This window comes from Actinoplanes sp. GCM10030250, from assembly GCF_042666575.1.
Classification (GTDB): domain Bacteria; phylum Actinomycetota; class Actinomycetes; order Mycobacteriales; family Micromonosporaceae; genus Actinoplanes.
In genome coordinates this window covers 1-16,774 of the sequence record NZ_JBHTDO010000008.1, presented here as the reverse complement: position 1 = coordinate 16,774, position 16,774 = coordinate 1, and the positions used below count along the sequence as shown (strand labels likewise).

Genomic DNA, 16,774 nt, shown 5'->3' with positions numbered 1-16,774 from the left:
GCAGGACGGCGGCATGGGTAGCCTCCCGCCATGCGCAGATCCACCACCGCAGCTGTCGCCCTGTGCACCCTTCTAGGGCTGTTCGGCTGCGCTTCCGAGAGCGGGACCGCCTCACCCGGCGGCGATCGAACCACCCCGGCCATCACCCCCGGCCTGGACGAGGGCACCCGGACCACCTGCGTCCTCGCGCGCCAGGCGACCCTTGGCGAGGAGGGCCGCGACCTCGACACCACGACCGGCGCGGCGATCGTCGCCGCCGGCAAGACGTCGCAGAGCAGCCTGATCACCAGCGCGGTGAACGTGCTGGAGTCCGCCGTGCTGCGGGCCGGGGCCGCGGCCGGCACCTTCGAGGAGGCCACGGTGACCGCCGAGGTCGGCCCGGCGATCCTCAAGGTGCAGACGATCTGCCAGGACACCGACGCCCTGAAGTCGAGCATCGTCTCCCCCGGCACGGGCGGCGGCACCGAACTCGGCGCCGAACCCACCACCAGCCCCGGCGCCACCAGCAGGTCCTAGGGCAGGAAGACGATCTCGTGGGCGGCGCGGGGCGCATGGAACGCCAGCAGCGCCGCCCCCTCCTGTTCGACGCCAGCCCGCTCTCCGGCGGTCAGTGACCGGAACGGCCGTACGGTCAGCGTCCCACCGGTGATCTTCCAGGTGGCGGCCACGAAACCGTCGACGAGGATCGACCGTGGCTGCTCCATGTTGCCGCCACCCCACCCCTGCACCGTGTAGTCGACGGTCACCACCCGGCTGCGATCGGCGTGGGAGAGCAGCAGGTTGTCGAAGTCGTACAGGAAACGGACCGGCGCGGGTGTCTCCGCATCGGGACGGGACGCGTCCGGCAGGTCGAAGAGCTCCCGGCCCTGTTCGTCGCGGAACGTCACCAGCGCGGGCCGGAGCCGGTCGGCCACCTCGGCGAGCTTCGTCAGGCCCGACCACTGCTGCGCGTCGCGTACGGTGGCCGGCCCGAACGCGGCCAGATAGCGCCGGAACAACTCGTCGACCGGCGGGTCCTTCTCGACCGGCCCGCCCAGCCACTGCTCGATCGGTACGTGCGCGGGCCGGCCACTGCTCCCCCACACCCCGCGCGGCGGCACCTGCACCAGCGGCAACCACGCGCGTACCGCCTGGGCCAGCGCCGCCGGATCGTGCCCGGGAAACTCCGGTGCGAGCGCGCGGCCCAGCTCACTGAAGATCATCGGCTTGACCGCGAGCACCGCACGCGCCGCGGCGACCAGCCGCTCACGCTCTACCCCTTTGAGATGGCGGCCGAAAACGCCCATCGTGCTCCGGACGATCACCGGTTCGACGAGCGGGCGCAACCATCGGCAGTCATCAGCGGTGACCAGGTGGATCGTCGAGCGCATCAGCGCCATCCGGACGATCGCCCGGTCGATCAGCAGCTGCCCGGTGGGCTCCGGCGTGTAGTTCTCGAGCCGGCTCCACAACCCCACGTACCAGGTGTGCGGCGTCTGCGCCTGGAGCCCGCCGAGCCTGGTCAGGGCTTCCGGCACGGTCAGATCGGCCCGCCGCAGCAGCAGTTGCCGGGCCAGGGTGGCGCGGTTGAGGGATCGCCGGTCGAGCGTTCGCACGGTCACCCCCCGAACGGTAACGGTCATAGCGGCCACTTTCTGACCGCTGAATCCCGGCCAGGGTGATCGGGATCCGGTCGAGGAGATCGCTCACTCCGGCCACCGCGTTGTTCGCGATCACCGAGAAGACCAGGCGCCGCCCGTCACCCGCCGTGACATAGCCGGAGAGCGCGTTGACACCGGTGAGCGTGCCGGTCTTCGCGTGCACGTTCCCGGCCGCGGCGGTGTTCCGCATCCGATCGCGCAGGGTGCCTCCGACCGACGGATCCGGGTCCGCGGCGATCGGCAGGGCCGCGTACCAGGCGGGGAACCAGGTGCGTTCGCGGGCGGCGACGAGGACGGTGGTGAGCTGCCTGGCGGTGACCCAGTTACGCCGGCTCAGCCCGGAACCGTCACCCAGGGTGAGCGCCGCCGGGTCGGCGCCGAGGCCGGCGAGGGCGGTCGACATCGCGGTCAGCCCGCCCGGCCAGCTTCCCGGCACGCCCGGTGCCGCGGCCCGGCTCATCGCCTTGACCAGCAGTTCGGCAATGCCGTTGTTCGAGAGCTTGAGGAACGTGGGCAACACCCGGGCCAGGGGGTCGGAGACCTGAGCGATCACGGTCACGGCCGTTGCCGGTGCAGACCCTCTTTCAGTACGGCGAACGAGCTCGACCCCGTGCCGGCGCAACGCCGCGCGGAACACGTCGGCAGAGGTCGCCGCCGGATCGGGAACGGACACCAGCTCTGTGCCGGCCGAGGTGACCGTCCCGCTCACCACGATCGTCCCGGCCCCGTGATCACGGGTCACGGCGACGGCCCCGGTCCTTCCGCTGACGGCGCGGTTCACCAGCCGGACCGTTGTGGTCGGCGGGTGCAGGGTGAGCACCGGTGGTTTCCCGGCGGCGCCCGGCCGGTAGCGGACCTCGACGGCGGCGTTGTCGAGCCGATCGTTCGCCGCGAAGGTGAGGGCGGAGATCGGGGCGGTGTCCGCGAACGGCTCGTCCTGCCAGGACCAGTCGAGTCCGAGCGGAACACCATCGAACCAGGAGTCGTCGGCGACGAGCCGGCCGGTGATCCGGGTGACACCGGACTTCGCTACGGCGGTGGCGAGCGTGTCGTATCGGGCGTACGTCATGGTGGGATCTCCCCGCCCGACCAGGAAGAGATCGCCGCGCAGCGTGCCGGCGCCGATGGTGCCGGTGTTCCGGACCTCGGTGCGGAACCGGTACTCCGGGCCGAGGATCTCCAGGGCCGCGGCCGCCGTCAGCAGCTTCTGGTTCGACGCGGGCAGCACCCGCCGATCCGGGTCGCGCGCCCACACGATCACGCCGCTCCCCTCCTCCCGCACCTCACCCACCACGGTCGCCCCCGCCAGCCGCCGATCAGCCAGCACCCGATCCAGCTCCGCCGCGACCTCGGCCGGCTCCGAGTGCTCCCGCACGGGCGCCGAGCGCTCCCGCCCCGGCGCCGAGGCAGCGCCGGAAGCCGGCTGAGGGGTGGGAACGGCCGCCGGTAGAGCGAGGGCGGCAGCAAGGACGGCGGTGATGGCGACGCTGAAAGGCACCCGCGGATCTTGGCAAGACAGCCAGGGCATAGGGGATGAACACGCCGATATCTCGCCCACGGCGTAACCGCGGAGGCTTCCCGGCGACGGTGATCGATGGCACCATGCCTGGACAGTCTCCCGAGCGCCCCCGGAGGACCGATGCGTGCCGTCCTCACCGATCTGACCATCCCCCGCTACCTGATGACCGCTGCCGCACAGACCTTCCCGCGCGGCGCCGGCAGCCGAGCCGGCTGGGGTGTCGCGGGCCTGCTCTCGCTGCGGGACGACGTTCCGGAGCCGGTGCTGCCGCGGGCGCCCGGCTGGGTGCGGCTGCGGCCCGAGCTCTCCGGCATCTGCGGCAGCGACACCGCCGTGGCCCATGCCAAGTCGTCGCCGGTGCTGAGCGCGTACTACTCGGCGCGGCGGCAGATCCTCGGGCACGAGATCGTCGCCGTGGTGGAGGCGGCCGGGCCGGGCGTGACGAGCGTGCGGGAGGGCGATCGGGTGGCCGTGGACCCGGTGCTGTCGTGCGTGCACCGCGGGTTCGAGCCGTGCCGGTCGTGCCGGGACGGGTACCCGTACGTCTGCGAGCGCTTCGACCAGCCCGGCACCACCGGATGCCGGTCGCCCACCCAGGGTTTCGACGCGGCGCTGGGCGGCGGCTGGGGTGAGGTGGTCGTCGCGCACCAGACGCAACTGCACCCGGTCGGCGCGGTTCCGTCACGCCGCGCGGTCCTCGCCGAACCGGCCTCGATCGCGCTGCACGCCGCCCTGCGCTGGCCGCGGCGCGGTGACCGGGCCGTGGTGATCGGCCCCGGCACGATCGGGCTGCTGCTCATCGCCGCGCTGCGCCGCCTGCATCCCGACCTGGACATCACGGCCGTCGGGCCGGGAGCCTTCAGCCGGGAGCGCGCCCTGCTCGCCGGCGCGTCGCGCACGCTGGAACCCGGACCGCGGGTCGTGGAGGCGATCGCCGCCGAGCACGGCGGGCGGGTGATCCGGCCCCGGCTGACCCGTACGCCGATCCTGGAACAGGGCGTCGACGTGGTCTTCGACTGCGTCGCCCTCAGCTCGACCCTCGACCTGTCGCTGCACGTGCTGCGGCCCACCGGGATGCTGGTGCTGGTCGGCAGCGCCGGGCGCCAGTCGGTGGACTGGTCACTGGTATGGAACCGGCAGCTCACGGTCCAGGGCACGGTCAACTCCGGTCCGGAGGAGTCGCTCGGCGGGCGCCCGACGATGGCGCAGGTGGTGGAGTGGCTGGCCGACCCGGCGTTCCCGGTCGACGACCTGGTCACGCACACGTTCGCACTGGACGGCTGGCGGGCGGCGCTGGCGGCGGCGTCGGCCGGTCCGCGGGCGGGTGCGGTGAAGGTGACGCTGCGCCCGAATCCGGAAATTCCGTTGGCCGGCTGAGCCCGGCAGCCTGGGATGGTGACATGGGCCAGACGCTGGAAGGGATGACACTGCCGTGCTGGAGTCGTTGTGGGAGATCTGGACCGGTCACGGCCGGACGATGACCGAGGAACAGTGGAAGCTGCCGACCCGCCTCGGCGACTGGAATGTGCGCAGCCTTTACGCGCATGTCGCCGCCTGGCCGCACGGTCTGGCGGCGGTGGCCGGCCAGGTGCGCGCCGCGGAACCGACCCATCCGCGCGCCGCCGACCTGTTACGGCAGTTCAACACACCCGGCGGCGTTGCCGACAGCGGGCGGGAGCGGGTCGCGGCGAACGCACGGTCGGACGCTGATCGCTACAGCACAGATCAAATGATCGAGAGCTTCTCGGGTACGGGACAGCGAGCTCTCGCGACGGCACGAGGCCTGGGTCCCGTGGTGGTGGACTATTTCGGTCTCGGGCTGCTGCCGATCGACGAGGTGATCAGTATCGGGGTGGTCGAGTCGACGGTGCACCTGCTCGACCTGCGGCGGGCTCTGGGGCTGCCGGTCGATCTGCCGGCGGAGGCGCTGGAGCACACGGCGGCGGTGCTCGCTCAGATGGCGCCGCCCGTCGCGTTCATCGAGGCGGCGACGGGGCGAGGGTCGGCCGACCTGTTCCCGGTCCTTTCCTGACCGCCGTTACCGGCCGGTCAGGCTTTCTATCACCGGCCGGTCAGGCTCTCTATTACCGGCCGGTCAGGCTTTCTATCACCGGCCGGTCAGGAACGAGACGGCCTCGGTGAGGGCCAGGTCGGTGAGGACCGGATCGTGGCGGGGGCCGACGTCGCGCATGAACGCGTGCTCCCCGCCCTGATAGATGTGCAGTTCCAGGTCGTCGAGGCCGGCGGCGTAGAGGGCGGAGATCGTCTGGAGCCGGGCGTCGGCGGGCACGTGCGGGTCCCGCGAGCCGAAGACGACCATCAGGCGGCCGCGGATGTCGCCAGCCTGTGCGAGGGATCCGGGGTCGTCGGCGCCGAGGCCACCGTTGTGCAGGCCGGTCGGATAGAAGCAGACGGTGGCCGCGACCCGCGGGTCCAGGGCGGCTCGGAAGGCCAGGTGGCCGCCGATGCAGAAGCCGGTGGCGTAGAGGGTGGTGACGTCGGAGCGCTGCTCCAGATGATTGAGAACGGCCACCCGGTCGGTGTCGAAGTGCGCGGTCGTGGTGGCGGCGGCACCGGCGAGACCGGCCTGCTTCCCGGCGTCGTCGAATTCCAGTGCCTTTCCGGCCAGCTCGGTGCGGGGGTAGATCTCGGGCACGGCGACGACGAAACCGTACGAGGCGAGGCGCCGCACGGTCCGCAGTGTCGACTCGGTGACCTGGAAGATGTCGGTGTAGAGCAGGACGCCGGGCAGCGGGTCGTCCCCGGCCGGCCGGACCACGATCGTCCGGATCTCGCAGTCGGGCGCCGGCACCCACACCTCGTCCTCACGCAACTTCATGCCGCCGACCCTACGGCGCCCGCCCCGCCGTGACCCTCCCGCCCACCGACTCCCCCTCCTTAGTGACCCCAGCTGGCCCTGAGCGGGCAAAAACCGCCCACAAGACACCCCTCACAACCAGCTGGCTCTGAGCGGGCACAAATCGCCCCCGGGACACCCCTCACGACCAGCTGGCTGTGAGCGGGGACAAATCGCCTGCGGGGCACCGCTGAGGGCCAGCTAATTTTCAGCGGGAGAGGAGGGTGAGGGTGCGGTCGTCGGGGCCGTCGTAGTAGCGGGCCAGGACCCGGTCGAACAGGGTGGGATCGGCGGCGGCGCGGGCGAACAGCGTCATCGAGGAGCGCAGCTTGAGGTCGTCCGGATACCCGAGAATCTGCGTGGCGGAGCGGCCCGAGTGCTTGAGGAGAGCGGTGCAGCATTCCCGGAGACGAGGGCCGAGCACCGGGTGAGCCAGGTACTCGCGCGCCTCGCCGAGGTCGCGAATCGCGTACTGGTGGGCGGTGGAACTGGAGCCCAGCCCGGCGAGCTGCGGAAACACGAACCACATCCAGTGGCTGCGCTTGTTCCCGGCGAGCAGTTCGGCCAGGGCCTGTTCGTGGACGCCGCCGTCCTGTGCCCGTACGAAACGGTCCAGCTCAGCCACGCGCGCGCCGCGTCTCCCGGTCGTTGGCCTTCTGGATCGCCTTGACCAGCTCCGGCTTGGTCATCGTGGAGCGGCCGGGAACGTCCAGCTTGCGGGCGATGCCGAGCAGGTGCTCCTTGCTCGCGTTGGCGTCGACACCACCGGCCGTCTCCGCTTTCGTGTCGCGCCCGCCGGCGGCCTTGGCGTCGCTCGGGCCCTTCTCGTCCTTGGGCTCCCAGTGGTCGCCGACCTTCTCGAACGAGTGCTTGACGGCCGAGAACGCGGTCCGATGGGCACGCTCGCCCTCGCCGTACTGCTCGACGGCGGAGTCGTGAGTCTTGATGAAGGTGTCTTGGGCCTTCTCCGGTGACCGCTTGAGGGTTTCCGGCAGTTCGTCACGTCCAGGCATACTTCTCAACGTTCCCACCGGGCACACGGCAAAACCCCCGCCCACAGCGCGTGGACGGGGGTGTCACCACCGGTCAGGAGCCGACCGGCTTGAGCAGGAAGGTCGGTATGCCGACCGTGCCGTCCTGAGGCACGCCGTCGATGCTGTAACTGCCGTCGGCGCTGATCTGGTACTGCCGGCTCCGGCCCGCCCTGTCGGTGACGGTGACCGAGCAGAGCCGCCAGTCACCCGGCGTGGTCGTCGCCGGAAGGGTGCCGACCAGCTCCCACACGCCGTCGACCCCTTCGCCCTGGCTGGACATCCAGGTGCGGGCGCCCGCGGTGCAGTAGTCGGCGCTGATGTACTGGACACCGCTGACGTCGTCGGCCGCCCGGATCTTGAGCCGGACCTCCCGGTCGGCGCTGTTGTCCGCCTCGGTCAGGCCGACGTACTCGCCCCAGCTCACGTCGATCGTGGGTGACAGCGCGTCCGACGCCGAGCCGGTGATGGTCAGCGGCTCGATCCACTCGCCGCCCTCCGACGGGGTCGCGTAGATGTAGCGGCCGGTGCGGTCGGTCGCGTAGATGTTCTCGACACGCCACTCCCCGGTCGGCAGATACGCCGGAAGCGCCCCGCCCACCTCCCACACCCCGTCGGTGTCGTCGCCCTCGACCTTCTCGGCATGGCTGAGCCAGATCGTCGGCCCCTCCGGGTCGGTGCTTCGCAGCACGACGGCGGCGTACGCCACCCCGCTGAGGTCGTCGGTCACCGGGACCCGCAGTTTGACCTCCCGCAACTCGCTGTTGTCCTGCGTCGTCGCGGTCATCCAGACCGCCTCGGCGCCGTTCGGCACGGGGTGCTCCCGGTCGTACGTCTCGCCGGTCACCACCAGCGGCGGAACCTCGACGTTCACGGGCTGCTCGTCGTCACCCTCCACGCTGGTGTCCACCCGGAAGGTGCCGTCCTCCTGCCGGTAGTAGTTGCTGGTCCGGTGCACCCGGTCGGACAGGGAGATCGAGTCGATGGTCCACTCGCCGGGCACCGCGAGCGCGGGCAGCGTACCCGTGTACTCGAAGATTCCGTCGTGCAGCTCACCGCCGGCGAGCCCGCCGTACCAGGAGCTCAGGTACAGCGAGGGACCCCAGTCCTCCGGGCTCCTGAAGTAGATGCCGGTGTTCACGACGCCGCTGCGGTCGTCGGTGAGACGGCCACGGAGCCGGACTGTCACGTTCTCGGCGTTGCTCACCGACGGCTCGATAGACCAGGTCAGCGACGCGGTGTCGAGCCGCGGCGACCCCTTGTCGGTGCACCTGTCGCCACCGGCGTCGTCCGGGTCGTTGACGCACACGTTGACACCGGGGCCACCCTCGACGGCGTCGTCCCCGGCGCCGCCGTCCATCTTGTCGTCGCCCAGGCCGCCGTCCATGTCGTCGTTGCCGCCGCCGCCGTCCAGGTCGTCGCTGCCGCCGCCGCCCTCGATCCGGTCGCTGCCGTCGCCACCGCCGATCGTGTCGTCGCCGTCGCCGCCGATGAGGGTGTCGTCGCCGTCGCCGCCGGTGATGACGTCGTTCCCGGCACCACCGCTGACCTGGTCGTTGCCGGCACCGCCTTCCATGGTGTCGACGCCCGGGCCTCCGTTGAGCCGGTCGCTGCCGTCGCCGCCCGCGGCATGGTCGGTGCCGGCACCGCCGTTGACCGTGTCGTCGCCGGCGCCGCCGATCATTTCGTCGTCACCGGCACCGCCGTTGACGCCGTCGCTGCCCGCGCCGCCGTCGAGGGTGTCGGTGTCGGCTCCGCCGTCGAGCCGGTCGTTGCCGTCGCCACCCGCGACTGTGTCGTCGCCGCTGTCGCCGCCGGCCACGTCGTTGCCGTCGCCGCCGTCGACGTCGTCGTTGCCGTCGCCGCCCTTGATGACGTCGGCGCCGGGCCCGCCGGTCAGGGTGTCGGCGCCCTCACCGCCGACGAGCCGGTCGGCGGCGTTCGCCGGGTCCGTCTCGTCCTGCGGCGTGCCGCCGCCCACGGTGTCGTCGCCGGGCCCGCCGTCGACCACGTCGGCGCCGCCGCCACCGTTCAGGGTGTCGGTGCCTTCGCCGCCACGGATCTGGTCGTTGCCGCCGCCGCCGGCGACCGTGTCCTGGCCGTCGCCGGCGAACACGGTGTCGGTGCCGGTGCCACCGGTGATCTGGTCGTCACCGGCACCGCCGTCCAGCACGTCCTTGCCGCCGCCGCCGGTGATCACGTCGTTGCCGCCGAGGCCGCAGATCACGTCGTACCCGTGGGTGCCGATCAGGTGGTCGTTGCCGTTGGTGCCGAGGACGGTGCAGGCCTTGCCGTTGGAGGCTTTGGGCCGTGACGCCTGGGCGGGGTTCGCCCCGGCGAACGCGAGGAGCAGCGCGGTCGTACCGGCGGTGACCACGCGGGTCACCCGCGACGCGGTGCCGGACCGCGCGGAGCGGACGATTTTCATTTCTCGGTCCTCCGGAGGATCAGCCGTGAACCTTGACCCGGCCGCCGGTGGCGGCGGCCGAGGTACCGGCGGCGTTGAGGGCGACGACACGGACATGGAGGGTGCTGCCGGCCTTGAGACCGGTCACCCGGCAGCTGCGCTCGGACGCGCCGGCGGTGCAGCGGGCCTTGGCCGGGCCACCCGCCTTGGCCGAGAGCTCGGCGCGGTAGGCGGTCACCGGGGTGCCGCCGTTCGCCGCGGGAGCCTGCCAGGTCACCGTGACCCGGCCCTTCTTCGGCGACACGGCGTCGGCCGATCGCGGACGTCCCGGCACGCCCCACGTGGAGGCGGCGGCACGGACGCCACCGGTGCTGGTCCCGGCACTGTTGGTGGCGGTGACGAGCACGTAGTGGCGGGTGCCGTCGTCGAGCCCGGTGAGCAGGCAGGAACGGCGGGACGCGTCGGTCTTGCACACGGCGACGGGTGAGCCACCGGATGCCGCGAGGTAGGCCCGGGCGGTGTATCCGGTGATCGGGGCACCGCCGTTGGAGGCCGACGCCGCCCAGGAGACCGTGAGGCGGCCCGCTCCGGGAGTCAGCTTGACGGAGCCGGGCGCCGATGGCGCTTCAGCCGGCGCAGAGGGAGTCGGGCTCGCGGAGGGCGAAGCAGAGGGCGAAGCGGAGGGCGTGATAGAAGGCGAGACAGAAGGAGTGGGCGTGGGTGAAGGAGTGGGGGTGGCAGAAGAAACCGGCTGCTGGGGAACACCGACCACCGGACCTCGCACCGGAACCCCGGCCACGACCCGAACCCGGCCGGCGGGCGTGCCCTCACCGCGTACGGTCACCGCACTGACCGCCACGAAATAGGCATCCCCGTCGGTCAGGTCCTCGACCTTGCACCCGCTCGTCACCGCCTCGCAGGACGACACCATGGTCCCGCCGCTCACCGCGCCGTAGGCCCGCACCCGGTACCCGGTGACCGCGGACCCGCCGTCAGCAGCCGGTGCCTGCCAGGTGACCTGAGCACTGTCCGCCGCACCGATGGCGGTCACCGCGCGTGGTGCACCCGGCGCCGCCGCGCTCATCGGCACCGTCGACGCCACATGGCGAACCACCACGTCGGCGAGGTCCGCCCCGGGTCCGATGTCGGGCACTTCGAGGCGTACGCCACCGTCCGAGGTCGTCGCGACGACGCGTTGCGCCACCGGACCGTCGCTACCGGCCGTCACCACGTCGAATCCGGTGTTCACCGCCGCCGACGCGGTGGTGCCCGCGGCGGTGAAGTACCCGGTCGGCAGTTGCACCGTGAGGAAGTTCCGCACCGCCGCACCGTCCGCGCTCACCTGGGGGTTGCCGACGGCGGAGAGGCTGAACCGCGAGGTTCCGCCGCCCGGGTCGTAGGTCGGCAGTTCGGCCCGCGCCTGCGCGTCGGTCGCCACGAACGCCCCGTCCATCGCCGACTCGTACGCGGCGTCACTGCCCGACAGGTCCTGGGTGCGGCCCTCGAACCGCCACCCGCTCCCGGCCTGATCAGCCATGGTGTCGGTGTCGCCGCAGGTCAGGCCCGCGGTGCAGTCGGCGGCGAGGTCACCGGTCGTCCAGGAGACCGGGGTCGCGCGCCCCGTGACGGTCAGCAGGTGATCGCCGGACGGGCCGGTGGCCCGGGTGACCCGCAGGCCGGCCGCCGTCGCGTTGGTGAACCGGGGCACGAACTCCCCGGTGTTGATCACCAGGGTGATCTGCCCGCCGGTCACGGACGGCGACTGCCCGGCCCAGTCGGTGACCGCCCACCGCAGCCAGGTGCCGGTGTCGGACTCCGTGGTGGTGACGCTCGGGATCAGGCCGACATCGGTCAGAGCCGTCGACGAGCCGCCGGCCGGCACCGTGGTCGCCGAGACGAGACAGTACGCCGAGGCGGGACTCGAGCACTCCGGCCACACATCGACAGGCATGTCGTCCGGTGCGTCGGCGTGAGCGGCGGGCAGGGGCGACACGACGGTCAGCAGAAGGCCGGCGGCTCCAGCGAGAACGGCGCGGCGGGACATCGGATCTCCGTTCCGGTCCGGACTTTCCGAACCGGTAGCGTGATCGGCATCACAGATCCAAAACTTAGGCCTTTAAGGGCCGTACGGGATCATCTGACCTTTTTCGCCCCTCCAAATCGCGCCACGCGAATGCCCGCCGGCCCCGGAGCGGCACGCCGCGCCACACCGAAACCGCTGACCCCCTCGACGATCACCTCGATGATGTCGGCGTCGGCCAGCACCAGCGTCTCGCCACCGGGCGGCATGCTCAGGATCAGCTCGCCGTTGTCGCGGACCTCTCCCCCGGCGGCGGTCAGACCCGACGCCCCGTTGATCAGATAGCGGTCGAGGTGCGGGTGCGGGGTCGCGATCAACCGCTCCTCCCGTACCGAAAGAATCCACGGAAGGCTGAGCGTGCCCGCCCAGGCCGACCCCGGCGGGGCTGCCGACTCACCGAGGCGGGCGAGCGCGCAGCGGCGGCCCGCGGCATCGACGAAGGTGACGGCGGGGCCGAGACAGCCCCGGCCGAAGACGCCCCAGCCACGGGCGGTGAACTCGCGGCCGTCATAACCGCCGATCGCGTACGCCACCTCGCCGGTCGCTGTCGTCACCAGCAGCACCCAGTGCCCGTCGAGCGGGAAGAACCGGGGACAGCTCCAGTCCTCGCCGCCGGCGATCAGGACGCCGTCGTGCTCCCAGGTCAGGAGGTCGGCGGAGTGGTACTGCTGGATCGTGCCGCGCGCGGCGACCATCATCCGCCACTCGTCGCCGGCCCACCACACGAACGGATCGCGGACGTCCGGCGAGGTGTCGATCGACAGTTCGGCGGTGCCGGCCCGCCAGCCGGAGAGATCCGGCGCGGCCACCGCCCGCACCACCTTCCCGTCACGCGCCGAGAAGATCATCGGACCGTCCGGCCCCGCCACGACAGTGCCGCAGCGGGGCTCGACGGGTGGCGGGGCGACACTCCGCTCGGTCCAGAGGACCAGGTCGTCGGAGACCGCCCACCCCCAGCCGCCGGGCCCGTCGGCGAGCGGCGGGTCCGGCCGGTGCTCGTAGAAGACGTGGTACTGACCGGCGAGCCGCAGCACGCCGAAAAGGTCACCGACCCGGCCGGTCCGCGGGGCGAAGTGGACGCGGGGGCGGAGGGCGGAGACACGTGGCACGGCATCCATGTCTCTGCGTAACACCATCGGCCGCCGCGCACCAGACCACCGGCCACGCAACCTGTCGCGACGGCGCCGGTCGCGCTACCGGTGGCCCGGCGTCGCGGCCAGCAGCAGCACACTCAGGGCGGCGAAGACGGCGGCGACCATGAAGATCAAACCCGGTCTTCCGTACGAGAGTGAGCACCCGAAAACCAACCCGGCAGCGAGCGGGACCAGGGTCTCGGCGATGGCTCCGATCCCGGTCAGCGCCCCCTGCACGGTCCCCTGTTCGTCCTCCCCGACCTGGCGGGAGATCCACGACTGCGCGGCGGCACCACCGACCGACCCGAGCACACCGACGCCCTGCAGCACGTAGAGCATCCACGGCTCGGACGCGAACGCTGTACCCGCGAGCGCCACCACGCCGACCACGCTGCCGCCCACCGCGGCACGCCGGTCACCGAGCCTTCGCACGATCGGGCCGACCGCCCGCGCCTGGAACACCGCTCCGGCCAGCGCACCGGCCGCCATCACGGCGCCGACCTGGGCGGTGTTCCAGGCGAACTGGACCGTGACGAAGAACGTCCACGTCGACTGATGGATCATCCGGGCTACGTCGGCGCAGAGACGGGCGTACGCGAGGCGCCCCAGCACCGGACGCCGCAAAACCACGGCGATAGCGCCGATCGGGTTCGCCGCTCTCAGCGTCAGCCGGGTGCTGCGGTCCCCGGGGCGTGACTCCGGCAGCACGAGCCAGCCGTAGGCGACACCGGCGAACGACAGGGCGGCGGCGGCGAAGAACGGCAGGCGGACGTCGACGGCACCGAGCAGCCCGCCGAGAATCGGGCCGGCCACGAAACCCAGTCCGAAGGCGGCGCCGACCAGCCCGTACGCCCGGGCGCGACCCTCGGGCTCGGTGACGTCCGCGATGTAGGCGTTGACCACGGTCGGTGTTCCCGCGCAGGCGCCGGCCAGGGCGTGGAACGCCAGCAGGGTCCACGGGCCGGACGCGATCGCGTGCGCCAGCCAGTCGACGCCGAGACAGGCGAGCGAGACGAGCAGGACGGGCCGCCTGCCGTACCGGTCGGACAGCCGGCCGAGCAGCGGCGACACCACGAACTGGAGCAGGCCGTAGACCGAGCCGAGCAGGCCCGCCCAGAACACGGCATCAGCGGCATCGGCGGTGACGGCCGTCATCAGGGCCGGCACGATCGGCACGATCAGGCCGAGCCCGAGCAGGTCGAGGAAGACGGTGACAAGAAGGAAGGAGAGGGCGGGTGCCCGGCGCATGAACGGCTCCTGAGTCGAGAGTGGGGCAGGGCCCCCTCGCGGCTCACGGACTCCCGGAGATACGGAGGATCAGATTATCGGTGCCGTCAAACGGTTTTTCCGCTCGTTGTCATCGCACCCAGATACGCGGCGATCGCGTTCGCCGAGCGCCGCCCCGACGTGGTCATGACGTTGTGCGCGGCGGCCGGAACGGTCACCGACACCCCGCCCGTCATCGCCGTCACCTCGGCACGCCAGCGCGGCGGCGCCACCGGGTCCAGCGAGCCACCCAGCACCAGCGGCGGCACCGGCAGCCGGCGCAGATCCCGCTCGACCGCGTTGTGCACCGAGTGCCCCAGCGTCGCCAGCACCCGCCACGGCTTCGCGTCGACGATGTCGCGGGCGAGCACCACCGCCTGCCAGGGTTGCTCGACGAACAGGTCCAGCGCCCACCTGCCGAACAGTCCCCGCCGCGTCCGGGCCACCGGGTCGGCGGTCGGGCTCGCCAGCACCACACCGGCCACCAGATCCGGCCGGAGCACCGCGAGGCGCGCCACCACCTCGGCCCCGAACGAGTGCCCGGCAACGCACACCCGGGACAGGCCGAGCACATCGAGCCAGGCCGCGAGGTGCTCGGCGTGCCGCCCGACGTCATAGGAACGACGCGGCTTGTCACTCAGCCCGAAGCCCGGCAGGTCGGGCACCAGCACCGGGTGGCGGGCGGCCAGCGCGCGGGCGGTGGGCATCAGGTAGCGGTGCGAGACGGCCAGGCCGTGCACCATCACCACTGGCAGGCCGGCGGCTCGGGTGGAGTGGCGGTCGTGCGTGCGCACACCACCCACCGTCACCCAGCGACGGGGAAACTGCGGGTCCTCGAACACCCACACCTGTTACCCACGCCATCAGCGATCATCCCGCCGCGTCCAGCTTGGCTCGCTGGTCGGGGGTCAGCCGCAGCGCCTTTGCGCCCAGAGCCTCACTGACCTGCGCCGCCGTGGTCACCCCGACGATCGGCGCGACCGGAATCGGCCCGCCGGCCAGCCAGGCGAGGACGACCTGGTTGCGGGTGGCACCGAGCTCGGCGGCCACCTCGTCGAGGGCGGCCAGCCGCCGGGCCGTGCCCGGGTGGGCGTACGCCTCCGGCAGCGGCCGGTCCGGCCGGGTGTAGCCGCCGTCCAGCATCGTGTTGTACGCCCACAGCCACTGCCCGGTCGCCCCCACGTAGTCGAAAGTCTCCGCCGAAGCGTGCACGTGCCCGCTCTGCGGCAGCGCCACTCCCGGCATCGGCTGGAGATACGACCAGCGCAACTGCATCGCCGTGTACCCGGTCAGCCCCCGCTCCGCCGCCAGCATCCGGGCCCGCTCCACCCGCCAGGCCGGGTGGTTGGAGGCGCCGAGCCGGCCCACCCGATTGTCGGCCACGAAGCCACCGAGCGCCTCGACAGTCTCCTCCAGCGGCACCGACCGGTCCTCGATGTGCGCCCAGTACAGGTCGACCCGCTCGGTCTGCAGCAGGTCCAGGCTCTTACCGAGGGCCGCCCGCAGCGCCGCCGCCGAAAGCCCCTCGACGTGCTCCGGATAGCCGTTGGGCACTGTCGGCTCCGCGCCGGCCTTCGTGCTGAGTTTGACTCTTTCCCGCATCCCGGGACGCTTGCCGAGCCACCGCCCGATGATCGCCTCGCTCTGCCCGCCGAGGCCGCTCGGGTGCATCCACCAGGAATAGTTGTTCGCCGTGTCGATCCACTCGCCGCCGAGCTCGGTGTACTGGTCGAGCAGGTCCACCGACTGTGCCTCGTCCACCCGGGTGCCGAATGCCAGCGCGCCGAGGACGATCGTGATCTCCGTTGCCATGCCCGATAGCCTGGTTGCTGGAGCGCGCTCCAGGTCAATATGCCGATACGGGGAGGCACCAGTGCCGTACACGCCGGGTGAAGCGGCCGGACGGATCGGGGTCAGCCTCGACACCATCCGCTACTACGAGAAGATCGGCCTGATGCACGGCATCCGGCGCGACTCGGGGGGCCGCCGCGTCTTCTCCGACGACGATCTCTCCCGGCTCGGACTGCTCCGCTGCCTGCGCGACTCGGGCATGCCGATCGCCCGCCTGCGCCGTTTCGCCGAGCTGCTCCAGGGTGGCGAGGACAACGCCGACCAGCGCACCGCCCTGCTCGAGGAACACGACCGGGAGATCGACGACAGGGTCGCCCAGTTGCGCCTCGAGCAGGAACGCGTCCGCGAGAAAATCAAGTGGTACCGGTCGGTGTCAGAAACTCAGGAACGGCAGGCTCAGTAACGGCAGGCTCAGTAACGGCAGCGCAGTACGGCCAGGCTGTGCCGGACCAGCCGTACCTGACTTCCTGCCTTGAAGGTCTTGCGACGTCCCGCCTGGAGCGGATCGGCGGTGTTGGCCGAGATCTCCCAGGTCCGGCCGTAATCGCGGGCCGGCAGGGTGAAGGCCACGTCCTCGTCGAGCGGGTTGAAGAGCAGCAGGAACGAGTCGTCCTTGATCTCCTCGCCGAGGGCGTCGCGTTCGGGGATGCCGTGGCCGTTCAGGAAGACGGTCATGGTCATGCCGCTGCGGGTGTTCCAGTCGGCCTCGGTCATGATCTCGCCGTCGCGGCGCAGCCAGGCGATGTCGGGCAGCTTGGAGTCGCCGGCCGGCTCGCCGGTGAAGAACCGGCGGCGGCGGAAGATCGGATGCTCGGCGCGTAGCTTGAGCAGCTTCTGCACGAAGCCGGTGAGCACGTCGTACTGGCGTGCCTCCTGCCAGTCGACCCAGCTCAGCTCGCTGTCCTGGCAGTAGACGTTGTTGTTGCCCTGTTGGGTGCGGCCGAGTTCGTCGCCGTGGGCGATCATCGGTACGCCCTGGCTGAGCAGCAG

General features: G+C 71.7%; 15 protein-coding genes and 1 pseudogene. 4 read left to right on the top strand and 12 right to left on the bottom strand.

Features of this window, described 5'->3' with window-relative positions:
* Positions 1–30: 30 nt before the first annotated feature.
* Positions 31–516, top strand: a complete 486-nt coding sequence (locus ACFQV6_RS13190) for a hypothetical protein (protein ID WP_378027721.1) — start codon at positions 31–33, stop codon at positions 514–516.
* On the opposite strand, the gene ACFQV6_RS13185 is transcribed toward ACFQV6_RS13190, so the two are convergent.
* Both ACFQV6_RS13185 and dacB read right to left on the bottom strand, forming a co-directional pair.
* Complete coding sequence (locus ACFQV6_RS13185) at positions 513–1,457, bottom strand: winged helix DNA-binding domain-containing protein (RefSeq protein ID WP_378027720.1); 945 nt, start codon at positions 1,455–1,457, stop codon at positions 513–515. The two genes, ACFQV6_RS13190 and ACFQV6_RS13185, sit on opposite strands and share 4 nt — an antisense overlap.
* Positions 1,339–3,138, bottom strand: coding sequence for a D-alanyl-D-alanine carboxypeptidase/D-alanyl-D-alanine-endopeptidase (gene dacB / locus ACFQV6_RS13180; RefSeq protein ID WP_378027719.1), 1,800 nt, complete (start codon positions 3,136–3,138; stop codon positions 1,339–1,341). The genes ACFQV6_RS13185 and dacB overlap by 119 nt, the downstream gene beginning before the upstream one ends.
* 141 nt (positions 3,139–3,279) lie before the next feature.
* Between dacB and ACFQV6_RS13175 the strand changes: the two genes are divergently transcribed.
* Entirely contained in the window at positions 3,280–4,536 is a 1,257-nt protein-coding gene (locus ACFQV6_RS13175; protein WP_378027718.1) for a zinc-binding dehydrogenase, read from the top strand.
* Between the two features lie 55 nt (positions 4,537–4,591).
* Positions 4,592–5,191 (top strand): maleylpyruvate isomerase family mycothiol-dependent enzyme, encoded by a 600-nt coding sequence (locus ACFQV6_RS13170; RefSeq protein WP_378027717.1) that lies wholly within the window; start codon positions 4,592–4,594, stop codon positions 5,189–5,191.
* Positions 5,192–5,266: 75 nt separating this feature from the next.
* Here ACFQV6_RS13170 and ACFQV6_RS13165 read toward each other — a convergent pair whose 3' ends face one another.
* The 9 genes from ACFQV6_RS13165 to ACFQV6_RS13125 form a co-directional block, all read right to left on the bottom strand.
* The gene (locus ACFQV6_RS13165) at positions 5,267–5,998 is read right to left on the bottom strand and encodes a dienelactone hydrolase family protein (protein WP_378027716.1); all 732 of its coding nucleotides are present in this window, start codon (positions 5,996–5,998) and stop codon (positions 5,267–5,269) included.
* 226 nt (positions 5,999–6,224) lie between these two features.
* The gene (locus tag ACFQV6_RS13160) at positions 6,225–6,641 is read right to left on the bottom strand and encodes a DUF1810 domain-containing protein (RefSeq protein WP_378027715.1); all 417 of its coding nucleotides are present in this window, start codon (positions 6,639–6,641) and stop codon (positions 6,225–6,227) included.
* The gene (locus ACFQV6_RS13155) at positions 6,634–7,029 is read right to left on the bottom strand and encodes a ChaB family protein (RefSeq protein WP_378027714.1); all 396 of its coding nucleotides are present in this window, start codon (positions 7,027–7,029) and stop codon (positions 6,634–6,636) included. Before ACFQV6_RS13155 ends, ACFQV6_RS13160 begins: the two co-directional genes overlap by 8 nt.
* A gap of 73 nt (positions 7,030–7,102) precedes the next feature.
* Positions 7,103–9,475 (bottom strand): hypothetical protein, encoded by a 2,373-nt coding sequence (locus ACFQV6_RS13150; RefSeq protein WP_378027713.1) that lies wholly within the window; start codon positions 9,473–9,475, stop codon positions 7,103–7,105.
* Positions 9,476–9,494: 19 nt separating this feature from the next.
* Positions 9,495–11,498 carry a fibronectin type III domain-containing protein gene (locus ACFQV6_RS13145; protein ID WP_378027712.1) on the bottom strand — a complete coding sequence of 668 codons (2,004 nt, stop codon included), beginning with the start codon at positions 11,496–11,498 and terminating at the stop codon, positions 9,495–9,497.
* Positions 11,499–11,587: 89 nt separating this feature from the next.
* Positions 11,588–12,652 carry a hypothetical protein gene (locus ACFQV6_RS13140; RefSeq protein ID WP_378027711.1) on the bottom strand — a complete coding sequence of 355 codons (1,065 nt, stop codon included), beginning with the start codon at positions 12,650–12,652 and terminating at the stop codon, positions 11,588–11,590.
* Positions 12,653–12,727: 75 nt separating this feature from the next.
* Complete coding sequence (locus ACFQV6_RS13135; protein ID WP_378027710.1) at positions 12,728–13,915, bottom strand: MFS transporter; 1,188 nt, start codon at positions 13,913–13,915, stop codon at positions 12,728–12,730.
* Positions 13,916–14,001: 86 nt separating this feature from the next.
* Entirely contained in the window at positions 14,002–14,727 is a 726-nt protein-coding gene (locus tag ACFQV6_RS13130; protein ID WP_378027709.1) for an alpha/beta fold hydrolase, read from the bottom strand.
* Between the two features lie 76 nt (positions 14,728–14,803).
* Positions 14,804–15,745 (bottom strand): aldo/keto reductase, encoded by a 942-nt coding sequence (locus ACFQV6_RS13125; protein ID WP_378027708.1) that lies wholly within the window; start codon positions 15,743–15,745, stop codon positions 14,804–14,806.
* A 61-nt stretch (positions 15,746–15,806) separates the two neighbouring features.
* Between ACFQV6_RS13125 and ACFQV6_RS13120 the strand changes: the two genes are divergently transcribed.
* Positions 15,807–16,187, top strand: coding sequence for a MerR family transcriptional regulator (locus ACFQV6_RS13120; protein ID WP_378027707.1), 381 nt, complete (start codon positions 15,807–15,809; stop codon positions 16,185–16,187).
* Positions 16,188–16,195: 8 nt separating this feature from the next.
* Here the strand turns inward: ACFQV6_RS13120 and ACFQV6_RS13115 are convergent.
* Positions 16,196–16,774: pseudogene (locus ACFQV6_RS13115) on the bottom strand (glycogen debranching enzyme); the annotation flags it as partial.